Origin of the sequence: Spirabiliibacterium mucosae, assembly GCF_014884965.1 — a bacterium.
Taxonomy (GTDB): Bacteria; Pseudomonadota; Gammaproteobacteria; order Enterobacterales; family Pasteurellaceae; genus Spirabiliibacterium; species Spirabiliibacterium mucosae.
Genome location: NZ_JABTBO010000019.1, coordinates 40,462 through 47,549, shown reverse-complemented (window position 1 = coordinate 47,549; position 7,088 = coordinate 40,462). Strand labels below are relative to the sequence as shown.

The window sequence follows — 7,088 nt, the reverse complement described above, 5'->3', positions numbered from 1 at the left end:
TCGCCAACGGCGAAACCGTAGCGTGATGACGGAGTCATGAAAGAAAGTGCGGTCGCCGCCGCAGGTGGAATTGCGATAGAGATAACGGAGTGATAAACGCGCGCGCCGAGAGCCAGCACAAACAGCGAAAACGATAGCGATGACGGAGTCATCAAAGAGAACAAGGAAAAACAATAGCGATGACGGAGTGATAAAACAAAGTGCGGTCAAGTCTGACCGCACTTTGGAGTGATTATTTCAACGCGTTTTCAACGGCCTTTTCAAATTGCGCCATTGGGCAGAAGCCGGCGGCGTTGGTTGGGCAGTCTTGCAGCTCAAGCGTCACGCGCTTAGCAGGATTTTGCGCGCTCAGTGGCGTGCCCTCACGCAGTTGCTTGGTGGTTTGATAGAGGTATTCCACCTTCATCCACGCTTTGCCCTCGGCGTCTTTCCATTGCTCAAATGCTACTTTGCCGCTCACAGGGGTTTTTTCAAACTGCTCAGGCAAGGTGTAGTCTTTGACTTTCAGCAATGGCAGCAGTGAACCGACGTTGGAGTCATGCCCGACGAGGAGCACAATTTTTGCTTTTTGAGCGGCGTTAACCAATGGATGCTGGTAGCCTTTATCGACAAACGCATTTTGGATAAAGGTCAGCAGCGGTGTAGCGGCCTCTTTCGCGATCACCGGTGAGCCAAAGAGCACATCGTTGTATTTATTTTTAATATCAATTAACTTTTGCCATTGATCATCGCGGCTGACTTTGCCCCAAGCCACATCAGGCATGGTGAAGCCTTCATAATATTGCAGGCTGAAGCTGTCACCCGCGCCTGTGCCGTTGCGAAGCGGGCCTGTGGTTTTTGGCTCTTTGCCTTGCGCAAAGCTCAAGGTGTTTGGCTCTTGGGCGAAATCACAGTGCTGTTTTTGCAGGCACAGTGGCGAGTTTTTGTAATCCAGCACACGCTCAAGCTCTTGATAATTGGCGTTAAGCTGCGCGTTTAGGCCGTCAAAGCCACCGTTGCCAAGCATCTCGTCGATGGATTTTTTCGCTTTGGCTTCAAATTGTGCATCCACTTTGCTGCGCACAATCGGGTTGAAGGTGTTATCCATGGTGTCAATTTTGGCGAGATAATGGGTTTTGACATGACAATGCGGGAAGGCACCCTCGGCAAAGCTTTCCCCACTTTCAATGGTGCGCGGCTTGCTGTTGGTATAAATCAGCACTTCGCTGTCTGGGCATTGGTTTTTCGCCAGTAGGCCAGTTTGGTCAAACCACTCGTCTAAATATTGCGCAAATAGGCTTTCTAATTTCGCCCCTTTTGGCGTGAGGTGGCCAGGCTTAGTTTGCCATTGTGGCCAGGTTTGCGGGGTGGATTCTGCCAGCACACTGCCGTAGCCCACCAATGGCGCGCGAATGCCGTGGCGACTTAACATCACCACTTTTTCTAATGTCATTTTCTCAACCGCACTTTGTGATAATTCGGGTGCGCGTTGGCTGCTACAACCCGCAGACAGCGCCAGCGCAATCGACACAGCAATCAGTGAATAGCGTTTCATAACATCTCCTTTTGTTTATAAACCATATTCTTTGTAAGCTTTTTTGCGTGGCAATGCAACATGAGTGCGCAAGAAGTGTGATCCCGCCCGCACGATTAAGGGCAAAAAACAAAAGTGCGGTCAAATGAGGGGTAAACAAAAGCCCTCGAGCGAGGGCTTGGGAGATTAACGCGTGCCGTAGACGACAATGGTTTTGCCGTGGGCGGAGATGAGGTTTTCATCCTCGAGCATTTTGAGAATGCGCCCGACGGTTTCCCGCGAGCAGCCAACAATTTGGCCAATTTCTTGGCGGGTGATCTTGATTTGCATCCCGTCTGGGTGGGTCATCGCCTCTGGCATTTTAGCCAAGTTCAACAAAGTTTGCGCGATGCGGCCTGTCACGTCAAGGAAGGCGAGGTTCATCACCTGGCGTGAGGTGTGTTGCAAACGGTTCGCCAATTGGGTTGAGAGATACATTAATACCTCTGGGTTGACTTGGATCAACTGACGGAATTTTTTGTAGGAAATTTCAGCCACTTCGCACGGGGTTTTGGCGCGCACCCACGCAGTGCGTGAGCTGCCAGGCTCAAACAGGCCGATTTCGCCGACAAAATCCCCTTGGTTGAGGTAAGAGAGGATCATCTCTTTGCCTTCTTCGTCTTTGATCGACACCGACACGGAGCCTTTAATCAAGTAATAGAGGGTTTCCGCTTGTTCGCCAGCGTGAATGAGCGTGCTTTTCGCGGGGTATTTATGGATGTGGCAATGGGATAAAAACCAATCCAATGTTGGGTCTGCCGTTGGGGTGGCCGCAGCATTATTCGCGTTGCCATTGGCGTTGCTGTTAGCATTGGATTGTGGTTGTTTTTGGGCTGGTGTTTGCTCTTGCATAAATACCTCTTAGTTTACTGCACTTTCTTCAAGCCCTATTGCCCAAAGGAAGATTTTTCTTTTATATCAAGTGACTGGTGTAGTTCAGACCATACCAGCACGGCGCGTCCACACTCAAGCGCACGGCGCAAGCGCGCTGTTTTTTCAGCCAGCGTCAGTTCATGCGCGCCGTAATCGGTGCCCTCGCGCAACACGATGCTTTCGAGCACGTTTTCGAGGGTGTCGTGATTGAGTGATTGCCACGGTATTATCATAGTAACCCTATTTCAGTAATGACGCAAATAGTGGCCATTGCTGCTCAAAGTCGCTGTGCGGGCTGCGGCGGAAATTGGTGCGCACATAGCGGACAAACTGCCCTTCACAAAAGGTGACCAAATGCGCGGCGATCAGTTTTTCATCAATCGCAAATGGTTTGCCGTTGCGCAGGCGCTGCATTTGCAAAATGTTATTAAATTGCACCTCAAGGCTGTCGAAAAACTTCACCAGCCGCTGCTTGAGTTTGGGCTCTTCAAACATCAACGCGTGGCCGCTGAGCACGCGGGTCATGCCGGGGTTTTTGCGGGCAAAATCCAAAATCAGCTGCATAATATTGTGCACGCGGGTGACGCTGTCGGTGTCGTTTTTCAGCGACATCCGAATGCGATAGAGCAAATTTTCTTCAATGTGGTCAATCAAGGCGGTGAATAACGCTTCTTTGCTGTCATAATAACGATACAGCGCCGCCTCTGACACGCCCACCTCTTGCGCCAAGCGTTTGGTGGTGATGCGCTGCATGCCACACTCTGAGTGCAACAAATGCGCCAGCACCGTCAGCACTTGCTTTTTGCGCTCCGCGCGAGGGCGTTTTTCAGTCGGTTGTTTCATGCTTATTGCTTACCTGAATGGCCAAACCCGCCCGCGCCGCGCTCGCTGGCTTCAAAGTCGTCCACCACGTTAAACTGCGCTTGCACCACCGGCACAAACACCAGTTGCGCGATGCGATCGCCCACCTCAACGGTAAATTCGCTCTGCCCGCGGTTCCACAATGACACCATCAGCGGGCCTTGGTAGTCGGAGTCAATCAAGCCGACCAAGTTGCCCAGCACAATGCCGTTTTTATGGCCCAGGCCAGAGCGCGGCAAAATCACCGCGGCAAGGTTGGCGTCGGCCACGTGCACCGCGATGCCAGTGGGGATAAGCTGGGTTTCGCCTGGTTTCAATGTTAATGGTGCGTCAAGCATCGCGCGCAAATCCAGCCCGGCTGAGCCTGGGGTGGCGTAGGCCGGCAGCGGGAAGTCGCGCCCAATGCGTGGGTCTAAAATTTTCAGATCAATGCTTTTCATGCTATTCCTTTGGGTTGACCGCACTTTGGGTTTTGTTGCGGTGCGTGATAATCAAATCCACCAGCGCGCGGGCTAGAGTCAGCTTGCTGGCCTGCGGCAAATCGGCCTGCCCACCTGGCCAAAACACGCTCAGCGCATTTTGCTCTTGGCCAAAGCCAATCTCTTTTCGTGACACATCATTGGCGCAAATCATATCAAGATTTTTGCGCGCGAGTTTACGCTGGGCGTAGTCAGCCACATTTTGCGTTTCGGCAGCAAAGCCGACCACAAACGGGCGCTGCGCTGTCAACGCCGCCACCGAGGCGATGATGTCTGGGTTTTTCACCAAGGTCAGCGTCAGGGTGTCTTGTGCGTCGGTTTTTTTCAATTTATGCTCGGCAACCTGTGCCATTTTGTAATCCGCCACCGCCGCGCAGCCAACAAAAACCGCACTTTGCTTCGCCAGTGCCATGGCGTGGCGGTGCATTTCTTGCGCGCTGAGCACATCAATGCGCGTGACATTCGCCGGCGTTGCCAGCACCACAGGGCCTGCGATGAGGTTGACCTGCGCGCCGCGTTCAGCAAAGGCCTGCGCGATAGCAAAGCCCATTTTGCCTGAGCTGTGATTGCTGATATACCGCACCGGGTCAATCGCCTCTTGAGTGGGGCCGGCCGTCACGCTGACCACCAGGCCAGCGAGGTCATTTTCGCGGTGTAAAAGTGCGGTCACGGCGTCAAAAATTTCACTCGGTTCAGCCATGCGCCCCAAGCCGACATCGCCACAGGCTTGCTCGCCCGCATTCGGGCCGACGGTGTGCGCCCCGCGCGCTTTTAACGTGGCGAGGTTGGCCTTGACCGCGGCGTGCGCGAACATTTGCTGATTCATCGCTGGCGCCAGCAACAGTGGCGCGCGGGTGGCCAAGCACAACGTGGTGAGCAAATCATCGGCCTGCCCCGTAGCAAGGCGGGCAAGCACATCAGCTGTGGCCGGTGCAATCACCACCACATCGGCCCATTTGGCCAGCTCAATATGCCCCATCGCCAGCTCGGCTTGCGGGTCGAGCAGCGAGGTGGCCACCGCATTGCCTGAAATCGCCTGCAGCGTCAATGGCGTGACAAACGCCTGCGCAGACTCGGTCAGCACCACGCGCACACAAGCGCCCGCCTTGCGCAACAGGCGGATAAATTCAATGCTTTTATACGCGGCGATGCCAGCGGTGATGCCAACAACAATATGTTTTTCAGCGAGTTTATTCATGTTCACCTCTTTTGCGCCATTTTACTGCAAAAATTCCCATTCGGCTAACAAAACAATGCCGCGCAGCCAAATGTTAATGAGTACTCACAAAAGTTTAACACAATGAAAGACAAGCGGTTATTGAAATCAAAGTGCGTTGGGGGGATGTCAAGTGCGGTGGCCTTTGCGCGGGTTGTCACATGATTGTCATATTCTTTGGGTAAAATCCTCGTCGAATAAAAACCACAAACACAAAAGGAGACACTATGACTTTTTCTTATCTCAAAAAAGGTGCGTTGGCGGCCGTGTTGGCTGGCGCATTATCTGCCAGCGCATTAGCGGCTGACGACCTTAATACGTTGATTGATGCTGCCAAAAAAGAGGGGGCGATTAACAGTGTTGGCATGCCAGACACCTGGGCGAACTGGAAAGACACTTGGGATCAGCTTGAGCAAAAATACGGCTTGAAGCACACCGACACCGACATGAGCTCGGCGCAAGAGATTGCCAAATTTGCCGCCGAAAAGAAAAACGCCACCGCGGACATTGGTGATGTAGGGGCCTCCTTCGGCCCACTGGCGGTGAAAAAGGGCGTGACCATGGCCTATAAAACCCGCTATTGGGACCAAATCCCAGCGTGGGCAAAAGACCAAGAGGGCCACTGGATGCTGGCATATACTGGCACCATTGCGTTTATCGTGAACAAAAATCGTGTTAAGGATATCCCGAGAAGTTGGGCGGCGTTGAAAACAGGGCAATATAAAGTCACCGTGGGCGATGTCAGTGCCGCGGCGCAAGCGGTCAACGGCGTGCTGGCGGCCAATTTTGCCCTCGGGGGTGATGAGCGTGACCTTAGCCCAGCCTTGGCGTTTTTTGCCGAGCTGGCCAAACAAGGCCGCTTAGGTGTATCAGACCCGAGCATTGCCAACCTTGAAAAAGGCGAGGTGGAAGTGGCCGTGGTGTGGGATTTCAATGGGCTGAATTATCGCGACCAAATCGACCCAAACCGTTTTGAAGTGTTGATTCCATCTGACGGCTCGATCACCTCCGGCTATTCTACCATCATCAATAAATACGCCAAGCACCCGAATGCAGCTAAATTAGCGCGGGAATACATTCTCTCTGACGAGGGGCAAATCAATCTCGCTCGCGGCTATGCACGCCCGATCCGCGCCGATTTCATCAACTTGCCAGAGGATGTGGTGAAAAAGCTGCTGCCATCGGCGCAATATCAAAACGCGCGCCCAATTCAAGATGCGCAAGCGTGGGAGAAAAGCGCCAAGCAGCTGCCACGCCAATGGCAAGAAATGGTTATCATCAACATGAAATAAGGGCTGGCTTATGAACGTCATCATGGTGGTGCTCGATGGGCTCAATTATCAAACGGCAACACAAACATTGGGGCACCTGCAAGCCTGCTGTGATGCACGTTTAGGGTGCCTTTACGCGGTGCGATGTGAGCTGCCCGCGCTCTCTCGCCCGCTGTATGAATGCCTGCTCACGGGTGTCAAGCCGCTTGACAGCGGCATTGTGAATAACCGCATCACGCGGCAATCGAAAGAGCAAAGCGTGTTTCATTATGCGCGCCTTGCAGGGCTGACTACCGCTGCGGCGGCCTATCACTGGGTGAGTGAGCTTTATAACCAAAGCCCGTTTTCGCCCGCGCGCGACAGGCACACGCAAAACCCTGCGCTGGCGATTCAATACGGGCATTTTTATTATCAAGATGATTACCCCGATTCTCACCTGTTTGCCGATGCCGAAAGCCTGAGAAGGCGCCATCAACCGCACTTTTTGCTGATTCATTCGATGAATATTGATGATATCGGCCATCAGCACGGGCAAAACAGCCAAGCCTATCGCAACGCTGCGCGCCGTGCGGATAATCTGTTGTCGGATTATCTGCCAGGCTGGCTGGCAGACGGCTATCAAGTGATTGTCACCGCCGATCACGGCATGAACGATGACGGTGACCATTGCTGTGGCAGTGATGCCGAAACGCTGGTGCCGCTGTATGTGCTTGGCGAAGGGTTTAGCCTTGATGATGCGCAAGTGAAGCAAACAGACATTTGCGGCACGGTGTGTCAGCTGCTGGGTGTGGCGCACGACAAACCGTATTGCGCCGCACTGCTCAAAGGGGGCTGAG

Annotated in this window: 8 protein-coding genes; 2 read left to right on the top strand and 6 right to left on the bottom strand. The window is 53.3% G+C overall.

Going from position 1 to position 7,088, the window contains the following annotated elements; genetic code table 11:
• Nucleotides 1–232: 232 nt before the first annotated feature.
• The 6 genes from agp to coaBC form a co-directional block, all read right to left on the bottom strand.
• Nucleotides 233–1,534, bottom strand: coding sequence for a bifunctional glucose-1-phosphatase/inositol phosphatase (gene agp, locus HPC37_RS08070; RefSeq protein WP_208122648.1), 1,302 nt, complete (start codon nucleotides 1,532–1,534; stop codon nucleotides 233–235).
• A gap of 165 nt (nucleotides 1,535–1,699) precedes the next feature.
• Nucleotides 1,700–2,404 carry a cAMP-activated global transcriptional regulator CRP gene (gene crp / locus HPC37_RS08065; protein WP_208122647.1) on the bottom strand — a complete coding sequence of 235 codons (705 nt, stop codon included), beginning with the start codon at nucleotides 2,402–2,404 and terminating at the stop codon, nucleotides 1,700–1,702.
• A 35-nt stretch (nucleotides 2,405–2,439) separates the two neighbouring features.
• Complete coding sequence (locus tag HPC37_RS08060; RefSeq protein ID WP_208122646.1) at nucleotides 2,440–2,658, bottom strand: YheU family protein; 219 nt, start codon at nucleotides 2,656–2,658, stop codon at nucleotides 2,440–2,442.
• Nucleotides 2,659–2,665: 7 nt separating this feature from the next.
• Entirely contained in the window at nucleotides 2,666–3,268 is a 603-nt protein-coding gene (slmA, locus tag HPC37_RS08055; protein WP_208122645.1) for a nucleoid occlusion factor SlmA, read from the bottom strand.
• 2 nt (nucleotides 3,269–3,270) lie between these two features.
• Nucleotides 3,271–3,726, bottom strand: coding sequence for a dUTP diphosphatase (dut, locus tag HPC37_RS08050; protein WP_208122644.1), 456 nt, complete (start codon nucleotides 3,724–3,726; stop codon nucleotides 3,271–3,273).
• A gap of 1 nt (nucleotide 3,727) precedes the next feature.
• Nucleotides 3,728–4,963 (bottom strand): bifunctional phosphopantothenoylcysteine decarboxylase/phosphopantothenate--cysteine ligase CoaBC, encoded by a 1,236-nt coding sequence (gene coaBC, locus HPC37_RS08045; protein WP_208122643.1) that lies wholly within the window; start codon nucleotides 4,961–4,963, stop codon nucleotides 3,728–3,730.
• A 245-nt stretch (nucleotides 4,964–5,208) separates the two neighbouring features.
• Here coaBC and HPC37_RS08040 point away from each other — a divergent pair, with 245 nt between their 5' ends.
• Together HPC37_RS08040 and HPC37_RS08035 are read left to right on the top strand one after the other, a co-directional pair.
• A complete protein-coding gene (locus HPC37_RS08040; protein WP_208122642.1) occupies nucleotides 5,209–6,273 on the top strand; it encodes an ABC transporter substrate-binding protein in 1,065 nt (354 codons plus the stop codon).
• Between the two features lie 10 nt (nucleotides 6,274–6,283).
• Nucleotides 6,284–7,087: an alkaline phosphatase family protein gene (locus HPC37_RS08035; protein ID WP_208122641.1), complete on the top strand. Its 804-nt coding sequence runs from the start codon at nucleotides 6,284–6,286 to the stop codon at nucleotides 7,085–7,087.
• The last annotated feature ends 1 nt before the right edge of the window (nucleotide 7,088 follow it).

Coding starts and splice junctions, on each gene's coding strand:
- agp (WP_208122648.1), bottom strand. CDS start 1,534: ATGAAACGCTATTCACTGATTGCTGTGTCGATTGCGCTGGCGCTGTCT.
- crp (WP_208122647.1), bottom strand. CDS start 2,404: ATGCAAGAGCAAACACCAGCCCAAAAACAACCACAATCCAATGCTAAC.
- HPC37_RS08060 (WP_208122646.1), bottom strand. CDS start 2,658: ATGATAATACCGTGGCAATCACTCAATCACGACACCCTCGAAAACGTG.
- slmA (WP_208122645.1), bottom strand. CDS start 3,268: ATGAAACAACCGACTGAAAAACGCCCTCGCGCGGAGCGCAAAAAGCAA.
- dut (WP_208122644.1), bottom strand. CDS start 3,726: ATGAAAAGCATTGATCTGAAAATTTTAGACCCACGCATTGGGCGCGAC.
- coaBC (WP_208122643.1), bottom strand. CDS start 4,963: ATGAATAAACTCGCTGAAAAACATATTGTTGTTGGCATCACCGCTGGC.
- HPC37_RS08040 (WP_208122642.1), top strand. CDS start 5,209: ATGACTTTTTCTTATCTCAAAAAAGGTGCGTTGGCGGCCGTGTTGGCT.
- HPC37_RS08035 (WP_208122641.1), top strand. CDS start 6,284: ATGAACGTCATCATGGTGGTGCTCGATGGGCTCAATTATCAAACGGCA.